The following is a 15,843-nucleotide window of genomic DNA, read 5'->3' as shown; positions in this document are numbered from 1 at the left end:
CTACAGGTCCATCCCGCCGTTGACGTCGATCACCTCGCCGGTGATGAACGACGAGCGCGCACTGGCGAGGAAGGCGACCACGTCGGCGATTTCCGCGACGTCGCCGATGCGGCCAAGCGGCGTGTCTTCCTCCACTTGTTCGACGATCGCCTCGGGGAGGTCAGACACCATGCTGGTGTCGATAAAGCCCGGCGCGACACAGTTGGCCGTCGAGCCCTCCCTGGCGAGTTCGAGAGCGAGCGTCCGCGTGAACCCGAATATCCCGGCTTTCGCCGTCGCGTAGTTGGCCTGCCCGAGGTTGCCGCCCTTGGCGACGATACTGGAGATGTTGATGAGGCGGCCGTCCGGGGCCTCGACGATATCGTCGTAGAACGTCTGGGTGCAGTGGAAGGCTCCGTCGAGGTGGACGTCCAGGACGGCCTCCCACTGCTCGTGGGTCATCTCCTCGAAGAAGACGTCCTGGTTGATCCCGGCGTTGTTGACGAGCACGTCGATCGATCCGAACGCCTCCCGGACGTCCGCGGCCATGCGTCCGACTGCTTCGGGGTCGGTGACGTCGGCCTGGACGGCGACCGCCTCGCCACCGGCCGCCTCGATGGCTTCGACGACCTCGGCGGCGGCCGCCTCCGAACTGTGGTAGTTGACGGCGACCGAACAGCCGTCTTCGCCGAAGCGTTCGGCGATTCCGCGTCCGATCCCACGAGACCCACCCGTCACGACACACGTTTTCGCGTCCATACGCGGCGGTCGTCCGTCGGAGTGATAGGGGTTGGTTGTGGCGCAATATTGGCCACGCGAGGCCGACGAGTGACTGTCGGGAACGAGACGGCCTCGGATCGAGTGGGTGTTCTTCCTCGGTGGTGTCGCCGCGTTGACCGGAGTCGGCTCGTTCCTCGCGGCGTTGACCTATCAATATGGCCGCGGTGCGTTTGCCCCCTGGTGAATGGAATCGTCCCGTGCTGACAGCCCGGATAGCCTGGTGTTGCGGACTGTGCCGTCCGGACGCGAATCGCACCCTTTGAAAAGGAGCGTCGCAAACCCGAAGCCATGATAGTCGCCTTCGACTTCGATGGCACCCTCTCCGGGGACGAGATGACGACGTTCCTGGCCGAGCGCTGTGGCGTCGTCGAGCAGATGGATTCGATTACCGAGCGCGCAATGGCCGGCGAGATCGAGTACGCCCAGAGCCTTCGCGAACGGTGTGGGCTCTTGGAGGGCTTGGACGACAGCGAGGCCGTCGAGGCCTTCCAAGAGGTCCACTTGCGACCCGGCGCAGCCGACGTGATCGAGGCGCTGAACGACGCCGGCGTCACCACCGCGATCCTGACTGGCGGCTTCGAGCGCGGGGTCGCGGCGGCACTCGAAACGGCCGCCGTTTCCGTCGACCGGATCGTCGCCAACCGATTGCCCGTCGAAGACGACCAGCTCACGGGGGAGGTCGAGGGACCCCTGATCGAAGGTACCAAGGACGACGCCTTGGCAGCACTGGCCAGCGAGTGCGGTGTCGATATGGACGAGACAGTCGCCGTCGGTGACGGCGCCAACGACCTGCCGATGCTGGAAGTCGCGGGGCTTGCCGTCGGTTTCGAGCCGAAATCGGCCGTCGAGCCGGCCTGTGATGTGGTCGTCGAGTCGATGCCCGAACTGCAGGCGCTTCTCGAAGACGACGGCGTACTCTGATAGCGGTCGACAGCGCCTAAGGGGATGGGACGCAAACGACTCGATAGATGAGCGAGTCCCCGGCGGGAACCGAAGACGACCCATCGGGTGCCGACGGGCCGGCCGTCGCCGTCCACGAGGACGTGACTTACGCCAGCCGGGACAGCGGCGATCTTCGGCTGGACCTGTTCGTGCCCGAGACTGCGGGACGGCCGCCGTTGGTCGTCTACGTCCACGGCGGCGGCTGGGTGTTCGAGACCCGAAAGAACGCACCGGCTCTACAGCGGTATGCGGCCGAGTGGGGGGTCGCGATCGCCAGCGTCAGTTACCGACTGGCCGAAATCCCGGATGGCGTGGCGATTCCGTTCGATATCGATCCCGAGAACCCGACGCCGCGGGGCGTCTTCCCCGACCAGATCCTCGACGTCAAAGCCGCGATCAGGTGGCTCCAGGCCCGGGCTGAGGCGTACGGCTTCGATCCCGACCGTATCGCGACGTGGGGGGCCTCGGCTGGCGGGCACCTCGCGTTGCTTGCGGGCTTCGTCGACGATGTCTCGGACGTCGCTGGCAACGTGTATGCGCCCGAGCGCGTCGAAAAGACAGTTGCGCCCGAGCAATCCGGGGCCGTCCAGGCTGTCGTCGACTGGTACGGTGTCACCGATCTGACTGCCGTGCCCGTCGCGCCTGCTGGCGTCGCGTCGTTGCTGGTCGGTGGCTCGATTTCACAGCACCGTGATCGTGCGCGCCGAGCCAGCCCGCTCACCTACGTGGATGCGGATAGCCCGCCTGTCCTCGTCATGCACGGACGGGCCGACGATGTCGTGTCGATCGAGCAGACTCGCTCGCTGGTTTCGGCCCTCCGAGGCGTCGACCTCTCGGTCACGAGCTACGAACTCCACGGGATGGGCCACGTCTTCGGGGCGGACTCCGAACGAACGGCGATGGCACAACTCACGGGCGAGGAGCGGCCAACCCAGACCGTGACGGCCAGCGCCAGCAGCGATCCGGGGGCCAGCGACGACCGACTCCTCCCGGCCCATCCGTTTGCCGGTCCGGACGCGATCGAGACGTTCCTCGATCGGACGCTTTAGACGGCCTGGGACCTCTGGCGGCTCGCGACCGTCCGAGTCCAGTCGGTCCGTCAGCGTCCCAGCTCGGGCAAAGAATCTTCATGGGTCCCTGTGAACAGCGAGTATGTCGAGTGCAACTCCCAGTGACTGGCATCTCCGCCGGTTCAACGCGGTGATGGCTGTCGTTCACTTCCTCCAGGGTGCGTTGATGGTTTACCTGAGCTCCTCCCGGGAGTGGACGATCAATGCGACATACCTCGCATTCGATACCGAGGCTGAAGTACTGACACCCGTTTTGACCGCGATCGGGGCGATCGAACTCGCCTCCCTGGCTGCTGGCTTCTTGTTCGTCTCCGCGATCGCTCACGCACTGATTGCGACGGTGCTGTACGACCGGTACGTCACGTATCTCGATCAGGGCATGAACCCGTATCGCTGGTACGAGTACGCTGTCAGCGCCTCGCTGATGATCGTCCTGATCGCGATGCTCGCCGGCGTCTGGGATCTGGGTACCCTGATCGCGCTGTTCGGTCTCGTCGCCGTGATGAACCTCTGTGGACTCGTGATGGAACGGCACAATCGCTTGACCGAGGAGACCGACTGGAGTGCCTTCCTCGTCGGCTCGCTTGCCGGCCTCGTCCCCTGGATCGCGATCGCTGTCACGATCGCGGGCACCTACACCTTCGGCGAGGGGAGCCCCCCGGACTTCGTGATCGCGATCTACGTCTCACTTTTCGTCCTGTTCAACCTCTTTGCGATCAACATGCTCCTCCAGTACAAGGGCGTCTGGAAGTGGAAAGACTACCTCTATGGCGAAGTCGCGTACATCGTCTTGAGTCTGGTCGCGAAGTCGCTGCTGGCCTGGCAGGTCTACTTCGGGGCGCTGAACTCCCCGGTGTAGCTCTCCTTTAGGTCAACCTAAAGCCTCAAGTGTGCGTGGACGAACGGGCGAGTAATGAGTGACGACGGGACCGGCGAGGACGTCTACACGTTCGCAGACGTCAGTGTCGTGATGGGGACGTACAACGAGCGTGAGGCGATCACCACTGTTCTCACAGACATCGATCGAGTGACCGACGGGCAGGCCGAAGTCGTTTGTGTCGACAGTTCGAGCGATGGGACCGCCGAGGTCGCCCGCGAACATGGGGCGACAGTGATCGAGCAAGAGCCACAGGGCTACGGTGTGGCCGTCCACGAGGCGATCACGACGCCCGACAGACCGGTGATCGTCACGACTGACTGTGACGACACCTACCCGATGGAGCGATTGCCGGACTTTCTGGACGCCATCAACGATGGCTACGATGTCGTCAGCGGTGATCGGCTCTCGAAGGGTGTACAGACGATGCCGCGATTCAATCGCCTCGGAAACCACGCCTTCGCGTGGTTGGCCAGCGCATTGATCGGTCAGCGCGTCCACGACACGACCACGGGGATGCGAGCCTATCGCCGTGAGGTGATCGAAGCCATCGAGTGGACCGAGAACACCGGACTGTCGGCGGAACTGATAGTCCGGCCGCTGTGTCGGGGCTACCGCGTGACGGAAATCCCGATCGCGTATCGCGAGCGGCTAGGAGAGACGACGCTGAACCCATTTACCGGTGGGGCGGCCATCGCGAAGTCGATCTGCAAAGTATCGCTTCTCGAGCGATTTGGCCGCCAGTCGGCGAGCGATCGCCCAGGGATCGATCGGGCAACGGAGTGACGACACTCGTGGAGTCAGACCGGAACTAGCCCCGACCTCCGCCCGAGAGCGTATATTCAGCGAGCGGTAACGATCGCCAATGCGCGAACTCGTCTTCGCCCTGGAATACGATCCAGGGTGCAACGCCGTCGCGGATACGCTTGCGGAGTTCCCCGACGCACACATCCGCTCGCTGTCGCTACACGCCACCGACGAGCGTCTCTGGCGGGTCGACCACGCAAGCGGCTCGCCCGACGCCCTCGATGCCATCGAAGATACCTTCAAATCGACGGACTACTACGCCGACTGCTTGGCGACTGACGACTGCGGGGCGAGCCAGACGATGGACGTCCTCGACCGGTCGGCCGAGACGCTCGTGCTCTATTCGTATTGGGAGCGGACGCCCGTCTGCGTGTCCGTCCCGCATCTAGCATTGGATCACCTCGGCGACGGATTGCTCTTTGACACCCGCCACGAGGGCCGCCACTACACCTGGCGGCTCATCCACTCGGGGACCGGCGACGTGGCGGCTTTTTTCGACGCATTGGAGGCCGCTGTCGGTGACTGTGCCGAGATGGAGATGCTCCGGACGGGCGCGACGGCCGAGCCCGGGAGGGGAGTGGACGACGAATCAACGGGCCTCTCGGGCGAACAGGAGGCCGCGCTTCGGGCCGCTGTCGAACACGGCTACTACGAGACGCCGCGAGAACTCGACGTCAGCGAACTCGCCGACCACCTAGACGTCCCACGGTCGACGCTGACGTATCGATTGCGACGCGCCGAAGACTCTCTGGCGAAGGCATACGTTGCCGACGAGACGCGTCCCGATGCTTCACACACCGGGCGACCGTGAGCCCCAGATGTCCGCAGTCCCCATTGACCGGCCGGGTTGACTATGCCGCCGAAAGAACGGCGAAGGCGGTGTCCCGAGTACCCGCTCTTAGCTGTCACTGCCCGGCCGAGGACGGGCCGAACGCGCCTCTCTCATCGAACTCGCAGCACTGCGCCAACCAGTGCCTGGGGGCGTACTTCGAGTGGCCCCAGCGACAGGGCTCGCCCTAGCCGACCGGGCGTTGCCTCCGCTCCGGCGAGGGCGACCACCGCACTTCCGACCCGTATCTCGGCGGTCAGAGCGGCCGCCGAAAGCACTCGCGAGAGCCGTGGAAGGCGCTCCCGTTGGCCCCGCAGCAGACGAACGCCAGCCTCGACTGAGGGCACCTGTACGCGGATGCGATCTTCGACCGTGCTGATCGCGAGGTCGACATCGTCGATGCACACTGAGAGATTAGCTGTGACGCTGAGGGCTGGCCTGCTGCGAGCGAGACTCTCGATGGGTCCGACCACGTCGTCGCTCGCTGCCACGTTCAGTCCCTCTCGTCGGTCGTGATCCGAACTGTTCCATCGACGTGCCAGTGAGCGTGATCGGCGTCTTCCCCGACCTTGCTCGGAACGGCCACGTCCATGTCCTCGAACTCGTAGACGATCTCTGCCCCTCGGCCGGTCAACCTATCGTACAACCCGACTGCCAGTTCCGGCCAATTGGTTGTCTCGCCGATGTGGGCGTCGGATTCTTCGCCAGATTCACTCATGGTTTTTCGTTATGGTCCTGTCAACTTATACCTATGCCATATTTCAACAGCAACGACGACTCACGCGCCGGGACGCTCCCGACGGAGACACCGAGACAGGACCACCGACCACTTGCCCGTTCGCGTCGGTCTGTCGCTACTTGCTCCGCTCACTCGCGTTGTTTTCCCGCGCCGTCGCTCTGTGCGACCGGGTAGCCCCGACTCGCCCGGGCGGATTACGCGGATTCGAATATTTCGACGAGCTGGTCGACGTCTGGAATGTCGCCCTCGGTCTGGACGTCACCGTCGACGGCGACGGCGGGCGTGTGCATCACGCCGCGGTCGATGATCTCCATCTGTGCTTGGACTTTCTCGACGGTCGCATCGAACTCGTCGTCGAGTGCTTCGAGTGCTTGCTTGACGTGCTGTTCTGTTTTTTGGCACCTGGCACAGCCAGGGCCGATGACTTCGATTTTCATGGATTGTGTGGTGTTTTGTCGTGGTCGTTCGAGATCGATACGTCAGACGAGCACCAGGCCCCAGAGCAGGCCCGCGATGGTGGCTGCGACGGCGACGAGGCTGACGTACAGCGCGGTTCGCTTTGCGCCCATGGTCTTCCAGATGACGAGCATGTTCGGCAGCGACAGCGACGGCCCGGCAAGTAACAACGCCAGCGCCGGCCCCTCAGCCATCAGGCCGTTGGTGTAGCCGAACAACGAGCCGATGATCGGCACTTCCAGTAGCGTCGGCATGTAGAGGATCGCGCCGATAACCGATCCGAGGCCGGTCGAGAGCACGGTCGTCTCGCCGAAGATGTTCTGCGTGAGCAGGCCAGGTGCGACTTTGTGCGCGACGAACGTCTCCCCGCCCCGCGTGATCATCTCTAGAGGCCCCATATTCTGGGCGATGGCTGCGATCGCGCCGATGAGGCCAATGACGAACGTCCCGGCGATCAACAGCGGGAAGATCGTCCGCGTGAAGAACCACGTCTCCTGGAGCCACTCGTCGATCGTCCCGCGATCGAATTTGGCCCACAGCAGGTAGCCAAGCAGGGCGAACAGCGGCGCGAGTAGCGGCGCTTTGACCGCCCAGGTCAGCAGGCCAGTGGCGGCGATCAGCAGGATTGCAACCTGCGTGCCGAAGAAGCCGCCCGTCACCCACAGGGGGCGCTGGCGTTCGGTGACGACCTCTCCGCCGTCAGTCATGGCGGGTTGTGCCTCGGTGCTCTCGGCCTCACTACTCCCGAAGACGAACGCCATCGTCAGGCCGATCGCCCCAGCCATCGTGACCGCGAAAAACGCTCGTGCGCCCCCCAACGGGAGGCTGAGCGCACTCGCGGTGAACACCACGGCCAGGACGTTGATCGCCGGCCCGGAGAACAGGAAGGCCGTCGCGGGGCCGATCCCCGCGCCCTTCTTGTACAGGCCCGCGAACATCGGCAAGATCGTACAGCTACACACCGCCAGCGCGATGCCCGACACCGAGGCGATCGAGTAGGCCTGGAGTTTCGGGGCCTCGGCACTCAGGTACTTTTTGACGAAGTGATCCGACAATACGGCCGAGATCCCGCCGGCGATGAAAAAGGCGGGTACCAGGCAGGTGATGACGTGCAACGTCAAATACGATAGCGTCTCGTCGATCCCTGCCCGGAGTATCTGGACGAGGAGTTCGACTGGTGTCACTGGCTCACCACCATTTCAAATTAGATTTGAACAGCGTCGCACAAATACGCACCGGTTTCAAATAGTATTGAAATGCGGTCGGTCAGCCAGCCGACGGCGACTGCTCTGTTCGGTGCGGTCGACGCCGACGTCGGCCATCGTCTCGATCACTGTATCGTGGACCGCCTCCGCGGGATCGGTGTCGCCGGTGAGAACCGCCAGTCGGCCGTCGAGTCCGCGTTCGGCGACGGCTGTGGACATCTGGGAGCGGCCGGCGTCCTGAGCACACCTGCATACGAAACGAGTCTTTGAGCCGATGGGTCAGGCAGGGCCTACTCGTCTTCGGTGAGTGGGTCCGTGCCGCTCTCTGGGGCACTCGGTGGTTTCGTACTGTCGAGTTGCCCGGTGGTGTGGCCACGCCAGTCGACATTGCGCTGGAGCCACAGCGCGACAGACACCAGCGAGAGCAACACGGGCACCTCGATCAGCGGGCCGATAACGGTCGTGAAAGCCACCTCAGAGCCGACACCGAAGACCGCGACTGCGACGGCGATCGCGAGTTCGAAGTTGTTCGAGGCCGCTGTAAATCCGATCGCCGTGGTCGTCGAGTAGTCCGCGCCGATCCGGTGGCCCATCGCGAAACTGACGACGAACATCACGACGAAGTAGATCGTCAACGGAACGGCGATCAACAATACGTCGGTCGGCTGAGCGACGATCCGCTCGCCTTGCATCGCGAACATCACGATCACAGTAAACAGCAGTGCGATCAACGTCAGTGGATCGACCGTCGGGACGAACTTCTGATCGTACCACTCGACGCCCTTGCTTCGAGTGCCGACGTACCGCGAGACAATCCCAGCGGCGAAGGGGACCCCGAGGAAGATCGCGATCGCTTTGAACACCTCGCCGGCAGTGACCTCGAACGCGGCGATCCCGGCGGTCAGTGTCTCCAACCCGAGTACCTCGGGCAGGAACAGCGCGAAGACGGTGACGTAGATCCCGTAGGTCAGGATCTGAAAGACGCTGTTGAACGCGACCAACCCGGCGGCGTACTCACTGGATCCGTCGGCAAGGTCGTTCCAGACCAGCACCATCGCAATGCAGCGGGCCATTCCAATGAACACCAACCCGAGGAAGAATTCGGGGCGCGCGGGCAGGCCCGGGACGACCCCACCGAAGAAGACGAGCGCCAGTCCGAACATCAACGTCGGACCGATCACCCAGTTTTGGATCAGACTCAGGCTCAATACGCGCCACTGGGCGAACACCCGTGGCAACTGGCCGTAGTTGACCTTCGCCAGTGGCGGGTACATCATCAGGATCAGGCCGATCTCGACGAGATGGAAGTCGTCGATCGGTTGGGTGACACTCGGTGCGATGTATCCGAGGCCGACGCCGATCGCCATCGCGCCGAAGATCCAGACGGTCAGGTACTTATCGAGGAAATCCATCGACCGCGGATCCCCACAGTCCGGACAGTCACACTCCGGCCCGTGCTCGTGATCGACGGCACTCATTGATCTTGCTCCGTGCTGGCTCCCACGCTCCCTTCGAGGACCGTCACGATCGCGACCGCGCGGTTGGTGGCCCGGTATTTCTTCCAGCGACCGTCTTTCCGGCCTTCGACCAGTCCGGCCTCGACGAGCTCTGTGAGAGCGTGACTCAGCCCGCTCTCGCTGACGTCGACCAGCGGCTGGAGCTCACACACGCACAATTCATCCGCCGCAGCGACCAGCACCCGAACGAGCGTGTATCGGGTATCACTCGCCAGCGCCGACAGTATGTCGAGTTCGGCTGCCAGCTAGTCACCGATCGCTCGCTCTACGGTTCCCAATTCTTCGAGGCGCGCCTGGACGTCTTCGTCTCGGCACTCCCCAGCTCCTCTTCCATATATCGCCGAAGTCGATCTGTCGCGTAACTCATCGCCAAATGGTTGGATAAAAATCCAATTAAAGTTGTCGGGTAGGTATAAATTTCATCTTAGATTACTGATCTTTAGTTTCCCGTCGTGGCGCTGTACCCAAGTATGGGAGTCTCGTGTGTGGCTCCTCTCTGCGTCGAGCGTGACAAAATGCCGTTTTGCGGCCACAGCCATTTACTTGAAAATCTATTCAACAAAAAGTGCTCCCACCGCGGTCACCTGCTGCTCGCCTCGGCCTCAGCAACGCGCTGTTTGGCTACCTACTGCCCAACCGATCCTCGGGCAAGCGGCCACAACTCGTGGTCTCGCGTGTCTTGTCTGTCTTCTTTGTCTCATTCTCGTCCATCCCTCCCCGTTTCGACGAGCCAGCGGCACATTGGAATATTCCAACGAAGGCTTATCGAGCTGTCTCCCTTACGAGGCGGTAATGAGCGATGACGAGACTGCGGGGCGATCGATCGATCGCGAGGCCACCGGGCCGGCGGCTGATCGCGAGCCAGCCGATACGGTCACGGCCCGGCTTGCCGTCCCGGAGATGGACTGTCCGTCGTGTGCGAGCAAAGTCGACGGGAGCCTCGAACGCGTCGCGGGGGTCACCGACGTGTCCCTCTCGCCTACGAAGGGCACCGCGGCAGTGACGTTCGATCCCACACAGACGACCGAAGCCGACGTGATCGCGGCGATCGAGGGCGCAGGGTACGAGGTCATCGACGACGATAGCGGGGCCGACGGAGCCGCCACCGGCGGCCCTGACGTTGCCCCACCGACGGCAGTCTGGACGAGTCCGCGGGCGATCAAGACCTGGGTCGGGGCCGTCTTCCTGACGCTCGGACTGGCCATCGAGTTCGTCTTCACGGGCGCCAACGTCGACATCGCTGCCGTCCTGGCGTCTCCGATTACCGTCGCTGACGGCCTCTTTCTCGTTGCCATAGTCGTCAGCGGTGTGCCCGTCGTCCGCAGTGGGATCTATTCGGCGCGCAACCGGAGTCTTGACATCGACCTCCTGATGGGTGTGGCCATCATCGCGGCGACGGGGATCGGCTACGTCGCCGAGGCGGCGACGCTTGCGGTCCTGTTTTCCATCGCCGAACTGCTCGAAGACTATGCGATGGACCGGGCACGAGACTCTCTGCGTGAGTTGCTGGAACTTTCGCCCGACGAGGCGACGGTTCGCAGGGACGGTGAAGAACTGACTGTCCCGGCCGAGGCTGTCGAGGTCGGTGAAACCGTCCTCGTCCGTCCCGGCGAGAAGATCCCGCTGGACGGCGAAGTCATCGAAGGCGAGAGCGCGGTCGACGAGTCGCCGATCACCGGCGAGAGCATGCCCGTCGAAAAGAGCGAGGGCGATGCGGTGTTCGCAGGTTCGATCACCGCAGAGGGGTATCTCGAAGTCGAAGTCACCTCGACGGCGGGAGACTCGACGCTCGCCCGGATCATCGAACTGGTCCAGAGTGCCGAGGAAAACCGCACCGACAAAGAGCAGTTCGTCGACCGCTTTGCGGGCTACTATACGCCCGCCGTCGTCGTGGTGGCGATCCTGACTGCGGCCATCTCCCCGCTGCTGATCGCCGACAGCGCGACGTTTGCGGTCGCGGGGTACGAACTCGTCTTGCCCGGGGGTTGGCGACCCTGGTTCGTCCGCGGGTTGACGCTGCTGGTGATCGCGTGCCCGTGTGCCTTTGTCATCTCGACGCCCGTCTCGGTCGTCTCGGGGATCACGAGCGCCGCCAAGAACGGCGTTCTCATCAAGGGCGGCAACCACCTCGAAGCGATGGGTGCGGTCGATGCCGTCGCCCTGGACAAGACCGGGACCCTCACCCGCGGTGAACTCACCGTGACCGACGTCATCCCGTTGGGCGAACGCGACGAGCGCGATGTCCTTCGGCGGGCGGCCGCCCTGGAACGCCGGAGTGAACACCCGATCGCCGCCGCGATCCGCGACCGTGCGGGCCGTACAGGACTCGACGATGTGCCCGACCCTGCCGCCTTCGAGAGTTTGACGGGGAAAGGCGTCCGTGCCGAGATCGAGGGCGAAAGCGCTTACGCGGGGACGCCGGCCCTGTTCACGCAACTGGGCCACGACCTCGCGGCGGTCGGCGGTGGCGACAGTGACGACTCGCCACACCCCGACGGCGGGACCCTCCACGCGCGACCGGCGGTAGCGTCCATCAAAGAGCACGTCGAGACGCTCGAAACCGAGGGGAAGACGATCGTCCTCGTCGGCACCGAACGCGAGGTATGGGGGATCCTCGCGATCGCCGACGAGGTGCGACCCGGTGCCAGTCGGGCGGTCGAGCGCCTCCACGAACTCGGTGTCGAGACGGTCGTCATGTTGACCGGGGACAACGAGGGCACTGCCCGGGCGATCGCCGAGGCAGTCGGCGTCGACGAGTATCGTGCGGAACTGCTCCCCGAGCAGAAGGTCGCTGCCGTCGAGGAGTTACAGGAGACGTACGGCGGCGTAGCGATGGTCGGGGACGGTATCAACGACGCGCCGGCGCTGGCGACCGCGGACGTCAGCGTGGCGATGGGGGCCGCCGGCACGGACACTGCCTTAGAGACGGCCGATATCGCCTTGTTGGGTGACGATATCGGGAAGTTACCCTACCTCTATTCGCTGTCGCACGCGGCAAACGGCGTAATCAGACAGAACATCTGGACCAGTCTCGGCGTGAAGGCCCTGCTCGCGGTCGGCGTGCCGCTGGGCTACGTCAGCGTCGCGATCGCGGTCGTCGTCGGCGACATGGGGATGAGTCTGGGCGTCACCGGCAACGCGATGCGTCTGGCTCGACTCTCTCCCGATCACGGTACCGGTGTCGAACGCAACCAGGCGACGGCGGCACCCGGCACCGACGAGACGCCGGATCCGACCGTCGAGTGACGCTTATCCGAATCGTTCGTTGAACGCTCGAATCCCCTCGTCGGTGCCCGCGATGACGAGTTCGTCGCCGTCCTCGATCCGTACGTCCGGCCCCACGTCCGTCAGAATCTCATTCTCGCGTCCGACGCCGACCACGGTACAGCCCGTCTTCGAGCGGACGCGGGCCTCGCCCAGCCGAGTCCCGACGAGTCCGGGGGCGGCCGTCCGGACGACTTGGATCTGGGCTTCCACCGAGAGGACGGCCTCGTCGTCGAGGATCGCCGAAGCGATCATCCGGCCGCTGACGGTCGCAAGCGCCAACACGTAGTCGGCACCGGCGCGGTACATCTGCTTGACGTTGCGTGGTTCTTCGACGCGAGCGATAACCTCCGTCGTCGGGCTCAGATCTCGAACGACGAGTGTGGCAAACTGGGTCGTCGTGTCGTCGGGCAGGGCGAGGATGACCGACCGGGCGTCGTCGATGCCTGCCGCCCGGAGGGTCTCTGGATCGACCGCGTCACCGACCACGTCGACGCCATCCATCGCTTCCTGGTCGACGACCGTGAACGGCAAGCCCGCGGCATCGAGTGCGCCGACGATCGTCTGGCCGACTTCGCCGTACCCAACCACGATCGTTTCCCCGTCTCCGAACCGGCGAACGTCTGCGAGTGTGTGCTCCCGTAGCCGCTCGATATCGCGTTCGTGGCCCGCAACGAGCAGTACTGTGCCGTTGGTCAGTGTCGCCCCGGGATCCGGTGGAGCTTGGAACTCCCCGTCGAACCACGCGCCGATCACGTTGCCTCCGGCGTCTTCACGGATCCCGCTGTCGGCAAGCGTCGAGCCGACCAGCGGGCTGCCACGCTGGAGGGGCAACTCGACGAGCTCGAAATCCTCGCCGATCTCGACGGCATCCCCCAGATCGGCGTCGAGACTGGTCGTCACCTTCGCGGCCAGGCTCTGTCCGAGCAACGGCCGCGGCGAGAGTACCTCGTCGGCCCCGGCAAGGCGGTGATACGGTCGGCTCCCGGGCTCTTCGAGGACGCTGATGACCGGCACGTCGGCGTCGACTTCACCTGCCGCGAGGACGATGCTCGCATCTACCGCATCGGAGACGTCCGCGACGAGCGCTCGCGCCCCCGCCAGATTCGCTGCTTCGAGGCCGGCTGCCGTCTCCGGGTCCGCGTTGACGACCCGATACCCCGCATCCGAGAGTGCGGTAGCCTGCTGACGGTCCGGTTCCAGAATGAGGTAGGGGACGTCCCACGAGCTCAGTTCGTCGATCAGCGCCTCAGCGCGGGACGTGTACGTACAAATGATGACGTGATCGGTGACCCCATCCGGGGCACGTTCGGGAACGGTCGTCTCCAGTAGTTCTTCGAGCAGCGGGATCGCAAGCACCGGCAGGGCCGTGACAATGAGAACGACGCCTGCAAGGTCCATGAAAATGACATAGACGGTCATCACCGCGCTGTTCCACGGGGAGTCGGCCCCGTACCCGGTCGTGGTGAACGTCTCGACGACGAACTGTACGGACTCCAGAAACGTCCGGGGTCGCCCGTCGTACACGGCCATCCCCTGCTGATAGAGCACGGCAAAGACGAGGATAACCACCGCCAGGATGGCTGCGTACCCGACGGTCCGGCGCTGCCAGGTCTTCATGCTGTGGGAAATCCATTGCAGGCCCAAGAAACCACCGTGCGATATCTGGGCAGTGACCTGGATGGCCGCCGAGCTTGTCGAGACACCCCTCACGACGCCGCTTCACTCAGTCATCTGCTCGTCGGCGTGCCACGCACTCGGCGTCGGCAGTCGGATGGTGACGACGCTGCCGCGGGGCTCGTTCTCCTCGAAGGTCACCGTCCCGTCCGAATACTGGACGATCAGGTGTACCAACCACAGACCGATGCCACGGCCGTGATACAGCGGCTCGATGTCCCGATCCCCGGTCAGGACGTCTCGCTCCATCTCGGGCATCCCTGGCCCGTCGTCCTCGACGCTGATCTCGACGACGCCGTCGGTCGTCGCCAGGGAGACCTGCACCGATGGGGTCGCCCGATCGGAGTGGGTGACCGCGTTTTCGAGCAGTTCTTCGATCGCCCGATCGATGTACGTGACGGCAACGACCGGCTGTGAGGCGGGTCGCTCGACCGTCAGGTCGGCGTGTGGATATTCTTCTCGAACGTCCGTGACGGCACTCTCGACGATCGTGACGCCATCGTGCTCGACTGTCGGTCGTGATTCGGACAAGAACGTGGTAATCTCGCGCTCCTTTCTGGTGGTGGCCTGGAGTCGCTCACCCGTCCGGATGATGCGTTGGGCACTCCACCGCGGGTCCTCGACCTCTTTGTCGGCGATCGACTCCGCGTTACCCAGGATGACCGTCAGCGCATTGTTGAGGTTGTGCCGGAGCACGCGATCGATCGTCCGGATCTGGGTCATCCGTGCCTGCCGATTGGAGACGTCCCTGACGAGACCGATGTAGCCCGTTATCTCTCCGTCTACAGTCCGGCGATAGAAGATGTTCGTCTCGCCTGGAAACACCTGGCCAGACTGTTTCTCGTAGCGGACCGTCTCGACGAACGTGGGATCGGCAGCCTGCCTGTCGAGCGTCTCGCCGATCGCCTCGAATTCCGCCTCACTCTCGTAGAGCAACGCGGTCGACTCCCCTTCGATCTCCTCGAGTGTGTACCCGAACAGCTCGGTAAACGCCGGGTTACAGTCGACAATGTGGCGGTCGGTATCGGCGACCAGGATGGCGTCTCGGATGCTGTCGAACAGTGACTCATAGCGTTGCTCGCTTTGCTTGAGTTCCGCGACGATCGCTTTGCGTTCGGTGACGTCGCGGGCGATCGCGATTCGGTAGGCGCGGCCGTCGATATCGACCGTCGCGGCCGATATCTCGACGGGGAACGTGGTCCCGTCGGCCCGCACGTGTGTGGTCTCGTAGTACTCTAAGTCCCCTCCGGCCGAGTCGATCAATGCCGCGAACGCTTGCGGGTCTTCGAATTCCGGGTTGATCTCGGCGACCGAGCGGCCCAGTAGCGCCGAGCGATCGTACCCGAGTGTCTCACAGGCTCGATCGTTGACGTCTGTAATCCGTCCCGTCTCCGGGTCGATGACGTAGACGCTATCGGTTGCTTCATCGACCAGGCGTCGAAACAGCGTCGCCTCCCGTTCACGTTCTTGCATCCGACTGGCTTGTACTGCCGTGACGAGCCCGAAGGCCACGAAGACAGCCAGGATGAGCACTCGAATGTACAACTCGTGGGCAGGAACATCGGTCACGAGCACTGCGAGAAACGACATCTCGCTGTAGAACAGGAGTGCATCGAGCACCGCATCGAGCACCCACACGCCGATGCCGAGCCCGGCGGCCAGGGCCAGCATCCGCCGTGGCGTTCCCATGTTCACTATTGA

General features: G+C 63.9%; 15 protein-coding genes and 1 pseudogene. 6 read left to right on the top strand and 10 right to left on the bottom strand.

Going from position 1 to position 15,843, the window contains the following annotated elements; genetic code table 11:
* Positions 1-738, bottom strand: a complete 738-nt coding sequence (gene fabG, locus Hrd1104_RS10765) for a 3-oxoacyl-ACP reductase FabG (RefSeq protein WP_154552762.1) — start codon at positions 736-738, stop codon at positions 1-3.
* Between the two features lie 309 nt (positions 739-1,047).
* On the opposite strand from fabG, the gene serB reads away from it, so the two are divergent.
* From serB to Hrd1104_RS10740, 5 genes are all read left to right on the top strand, one after another.
* On the top strand, positions 1,048-1,680 hold the full coding sequence (serB, locus tag Hrd1104_RS10760; RefSeq protein ID WP_154552761.1) for a phosphoserine phosphatase SerB: 633 nt from the start codon (positions 1,048-1,050) through the stop codon (positions 1,678-1,680).
* Positions 1,681-1,727: 47 nt separating this feature from the next.
* The gene (locus tag Hrd1104_RS10755; RefSeq protein WP_154552760.1) at positions 1,728-2,750 is read left to right on the top strand and encodes an alpha/beta hydrolase; all 1,023 of its coding nucleotides are present in this window, start codon (positions 1,728-1,730) and stop codon (positions 2,748-2,750) included.
* Positions 2,751-2,853: 103 nt separating this feature from the next.
* On the top strand, positions 2,854-3,630 hold the full coding sequence (gene heR, locus Hrd1104_RS10750; protein WP_158855420.1) for a heliorhodopsin HeR: 777 nt from the start codon (positions 2,854-2,856) through the stop codon (positions 3,628-3,630).
* Between the two features lie 54 nt (positions 3,631-3,684).
* On the top strand, positions 3,685-4,434 hold the full coding sequence (locus Hrd1104_RS10745; protein ID WP_154552759.1) for a dolichyl-phosphate hexose transferase: 750 nt from the start codon (positions 3,685-3,687) through the stop codon (positions 4,432-4,434).
* 79 nt (positions 4,435-4,513) lie between these two features.
* On the top strand, positions 4,514-5,266 hold the full coding sequence (locus Hrd1104_RS10740) for a helix-turn-helix domain-containing protein (protein ID WP_154552758.1): 753 nt from the start codon (positions 4,514-4,516) through the stop codon (positions 5,264-5,266).
* A 131-nt stretch (positions 5,267-5,397) separates the two neighbouring features.
* Here Hrd1104_RS10740 and Hrd1104_RS10735 read toward each other — a convergent pair whose 3' ends face one another.
* The 7 genes and pseudogenes from Hrd1104_RS10735 to Hrd1104_RS10705 form a co-directional block, all read right to left on the bottom strand.
* Entirely contained in the window at positions 5,398-5,775 is a 378-nt protein-coding gene (locus Hrd1104_RS10735; protein WP_154552757.1) for a hypothetical protein, read from the bottom strand.
* Between the two features lie 2 nt (positions 5,776-5,777).
* The gene (locus tag Hrd1104_RS10730) at positions 5,778-6,002 is read right to left on the bottom strand and encodes a hypothetical protein (protein WP_154552756.1); all 225 of its coding nucleotides are present in this window, start codon (positions 6,000-6,002) and stop codon (positions 5,778-5,780) included.
* Positions 6,003-6,217: 215 nt separating this feature from the next.
* Positions 6,218-6,460 (bottom strand): thioredoxin family protein, encoded by a 243-nt coding sequence (locus Hrd1104_RS10725; RefSeq protein ID WP_154552755.1) that lies wholly within the window; start codon positions 6,458-6,460, stop codon positions 6,218-6,220.
* Between the two features lie 42 nt (positions 6,461-6,502).
* Positions 6,503-7,663 carry a permease gene (locus Hrd1104_RS10720; protein WP_154552754.1) on the bottom strand — a complete coding sequence of 387 codons (1,161 nt, stop codon included), beginning with the start codon at positions 7,661-7,663 and terminating at the stop codon, positions 6,503-6,505.
* 57 nt (positions 7,664-7,720) lie between these two features.
* Complete coding sequence (locus Hrd1104_RS10715) at positions 7,721-7,903, bottom strand: hypothetical protein (RefSeq protein WP_154552753.1); 183 nt, start codon at positions 7,901-7,903, stop codon at positions 7,721-7,723.
* Positions 7,904-7,974: 71 nt separating this feature from the next.
* Positions 7,975-9,162 (bottom strand): ACR3 family arsenite efflux transporter, encoded by a 1,188-nt coding sequence (gene arsB, locus Hrd1104_RS10710; RefSeq protein ID WP_154552752.1) that lies wholly within the window; start codon positions 9,160-9,162, stop codon positions 7,975-7,977.
* Positions 9,159-9,568: pseudogene (locus Hrd1104_RS10705) on the bottom strand (ArsR/SmtB family transcription factor). Before Hrd1104_RS10705 ends, arsB begins: the two are co-directional and overlap by 4 nt.
* A gap of 425 nt (positions 9,569-9,993) precedes the next feature.
* On the opposite strand from Hrd1104_RS10705, the gene Hrd1104_RS10700 reads away from it, so the two are divergent.
* Positions 9,994-12,447, top strand: a complete 2,454-nt coding sequence (locus Hrd1104_RS10700) for a cation-translocating P-type ATPase (RefSeq protein ID WP_154552751.1) — start codon at positions 9,994-9,996, stop codon at positions 12,445-12,447.
* A 3-nt stretch (positions 12,448-12,450) separates the two neighbouring features.
* Here the strand turns inward: Hrd1104_RS10700 and Hrd1104_RS10695 are convergent, their stop codons facing one another.
* Positions 12,451-14,085: a TrkA family potassium uptake protein gene (locus tag Hrd1104_RS10695; RefSeq protein ID WP_154552750.1), complete on the bottom strand. Its 1,635-nt coding sequence runs from the start codon at positions 14,083-14,085 to the stop codon at positions 12,451-12,453.
* 102 nt (positions 14,086-14,187) lie between these two features.
* Positions 14,188-15,831, bottom strand: coding sequence for a PAS domain-containing sensor histidine kinase (locus Hrd1104_RS10690; RefSeq protein WP_154552749.1), 1,644 nt, complete (start codon positions 15,829-15,831; stop codon positions 14,188-14,190).
* Positions 15,832-15,843: the final 12 nt, after the last annotated feature.

It is taken from the genome of Halorhabdus sp. CBA1104, assembly GCF_009690625.1.
Classification (GTDB): Archaea; Halobacteriota; Halobacteria; order Halobacteriales; family Haloarculaceae; genus Halorhabdus.
This window is presented reverse-complemented; position numbering and strand designations above follow the sequence as displayed.